This window comes from Pseudomonas sp. P5_A2_2 (genome assembly GCF_054177685.1).
The window spans coordinates 1-2,643 of record NZ_JBGCUL010000632.1; the positions used below are offsets into that span (position 1 = coordinate 1).

Genomic DNA, 2,643 nt, shown 5'->3' on the forward strand with positions numbered 1-2,643 from the left:
CTGGTGCTGGCCGAGGCCGACACGTTGATGGCGCGTTTCCGTGGCTTGCTGCGGATTTCCGAACTGGAAGATCGCCAGCGTCGCTCCGGTTTCGTGCAACTGGACCCGGTGTCGTTGTTGCAAGAGCTGCATGAGTTCTATCTGCCCCTGGCGGAAGACGACGGTCTGGTGTTCCAACTACACCTGCCCGCGTCATTGCCGCCCCTCAATGGCGACCGCGCACTGCTGTTCGAAGCCGTGGCGAACCTGTTGAGCAACTCGATCAAATTCACCCCGCCCGGTGGCGCGGTGATCTTGCGCGGGATCAATGCTGGCGGGCACACGCGGATCGAAGTGCTCGACTCCGGCCCGGGCATTCCCGAGGCGGAACGTGAAGCGGTGTTCCAGCGTTTCTACCGTGCCGAGGCGGGCAATCAAAAGAGCGGCTTCGGGCTGGGGCTGTCCATCGTCGCGGCGATTGTCAGCCTGCACGGGTTTACCCTGGAGGTGGGCAGCAGCGAACTGGGTGGCGCGCGGCTGGTGCTCGATTGTCGGGAGAGCTTGATTCCTCAAGCCTGAAATTGATCCCCTGTAGGAGCGAGCCTGCTCGCGATGGACGCAAGGTCGACGCGCTCATTCAGACAGTAAGCGTTTTCGTTGACGTCCATCGCGAGCAAGCTCGCTCCTACAAGGGATTGGTGGTGTTTATCAAGCCGGGTAATTGGCCCGCAACGCCTCAAGTCCACCCTGATAGATACCGGTAAACAACGCCTCCACTTCCTCGTTGCTCACACCCACCGGCTCGAACCTCCCGGACCAGGTCACCCGCGCGCCCTCGCCTTGGGCTTGAACCTTGATCGTCGCCAGATAATCAGTCGCCGGAAAGGGTGCCTGCAAAATCGAGTAGCTGTAGGTTTGGCCGACGTTGTCGAACGCTTGCAGGCGTTCGATCACCACTGCGCCGTCCGCCGTTTGCAGGCTGCGCACGCGCCCGCCTTCGCTGAGCTCGCTCTTGGGAATGAACGGCAGCCAGTCCGGCAGCGAGTTGAAACCGCCAATCAATTGCCAGACCTGTTCGGCCGAAGCCGGGATGTCGATGAAGGCTGATGCTGTTGCCATGAAATGTTCTCTCTAATCAATAAGGTTCAGATGGCCAGGCTGTCGACGACACCGCCGTCGACCCGCAAGGCAGCACCGGTGGTGGCCGAGGATAACGGCGAAGCGATGTAGGCCACCAGATTGGCGACCTCCTCGACATCCGCCACGCGCTGGATGATCGACGTCGGCCGGGCCTTGCGCACGAACGCATCGGCTTCGTCCCGGGCGCTGCGTCCGGATTCGGCGATGGCGTCCTTGAGCATGTCTTCCAGGCCATCGGTAAAGGTCGGGCCGGGCAGGATCGCGTTGACCGTCACGCCGGTGCCGGCCAGGCGTTTGGCCAGGCCATGGGACACCGCCAGGTTGGCGCTTTTGGTCACGCCGTAGTTGATCATGTCCGCCGGTGTCGCCACGCCGGACTCCGAAGACAGAAAGATCACCCGGCCCCAGCCCTGCTTGACCATCTGCGGCGTGTAGTGCCGCGACAGACGCACGCCGGAGATCACGTTGACCTCGTAGAAGCGCGTCCACTCACTGTCCGGGGCGTCGAAGAAATCCACCGTGTTGAAGATCCCGAGGTTGTTCACCAGGATATCCGCCCGAGGTTCGGCGGCGAACAATCTTTCGGCGCCTTCGGCGGTACCGAGGTCGGCGGTCACACCGCGCAATTGCGCGCCGGGTACGCGTTGGCGAATGCTCGCCAACGCCTGTTCGACCTTGGCCGCGTCGCGGCCGATCACCACCACCGTGGCGCCGGCCTCGGCCAGTGCCTGACTGATGCCCAGGCCAATGCCGGCGGTGCTGCCGCTGACGATCGCGAGTTTTCCGCTCAAATCAATCTTCATTTTCAAGCTCCAATGAGGGGCAAGGGTGCGCGCTCGGAAACCAGCTTCGCCTCACGCATCGCCTGCCAGAACGCAGTGGGGATCACCGCYGCCACTGCCGGGTTCGCCAACGAAAATTGCAACGCCGCAGCCTTGATATCAACGCCGTGGGCCGCCACAATGCGTTTGATCTGCTCGACCTTGCTGATGATCGCCGGGCTGGCCTTCTGGTATTCGAAGTGTGCGCCACCGGCCAGAATRCCCGAGCTGTACGGGCCGCCGACCACGATCTCGACGTTCTGCGCCAGGGCCGCGTCCATCAAGCGCTGCAAGGCGCGATCATGGTCGAGAAGAGTGTAGCGACCTGCCAGCAGAAAACCGTCCGGCTGCGCTTCGCTCAGATCAAGGGTCACCACGCCATTGTGGGCGGCGTGGCACCGGATCAATTTTCGGCCGCTGGTGGAGACATTCAGGAAGGTGCTGACGGAGCCTGAACCCACCACATAACACTGTGGGAGCGAGCTTGCTCGCGATGACGGCAGCACATCCAACATCCATGTGACTGACCCACCGCTATCGCGAGCAAGCTCGCTCCCACAGTTGATTGGTGYCGTACKCWGCATTTGTGCTYGCTGGAGATCCCGTGTGGGAGCGAGCTTGCTCGCGATGRCGGCAGCACATCCAACRTCCATGTGACTGACCCACCGCTATCGCGAGCAGGCTCGCTCCCACAGTTGATCTT

General features: G+C 62.3%; 3 protein-coding genes and 2 pseudogenes. 2 read left to right on the plus strand and 3 right to left on the minus strand.

Annotation, left to right across the window (positions count from 1 at the left end; genetic code table 11):
* Positions 1–558, plus strand: a 558-nt coding sequence (locus ACXRVY_RS23365) for a sensor histidine kinase (RefSeq protein ID WP_458238359.1), incomplete at its 5' end; no start/stop codon positions are given.
* Between the two features lie 129 nt (positions 559–687).
* Here the strand turns inward: ACXRVY_RS23365 and ACXRVY_RS23370 are convergent.
* The 3 genes and pseudogenes from ACXRVY_RS23370 to ACXRVY_RS23380 all read right to left on the minus strand — a co-directional run.
* The gene (locus ACXRVY_RS23370) at positions 688–1,098 is read right to left on the minus strand and encodes an SRPBCC family protein (RefSeq protein ID WP_223463521.1); all 411 of its coding nucleotides are present in this window, start codon (positions 1,096–1,098) and stop codon (positions 688–690) included.
* Between the two features lie 26 nt (positions 1,099–1,124).
* On the minus strand, positions 1,125–1,922 hold the full coding sequence (locus ACXRVY_RS23375) for an SDR family NAD(P)-dependent oxidoreductase (RefSeq protein ID WP_223463520.1): 798 nt from the start codon (positions 1,920–1,922) through the stop codon (positions 1,125–1,127).
* Positions 1,923–1,924: 2 nt separating this feature from the next.
* A pseudogene (locus tag ACXRVY_RS23380) lies at positions 1,925–2,314 on the minus strand (aldo/keto reductase); the annotation flags it as partial.
* On the opposite strand from ACXRVY_RS23380, the pseudogene ACXRVY_RS23385 reads away from it, so the two are divergent.
* A pseudogene (locus ACXRVY_RS23385) lies at positions 2,313–2,408 on the plus strand (LysR family transcriptional regulator); the annotation flags it as partial. The pseudogenes ACXRVY_RS23380 and ACXRVY_RS23385 sit on opposite strands and share 2 nt — an antisense overlap.
* Between the last annotated feature and the right edge of the window lie 235 nt (positions 2,409–2,643).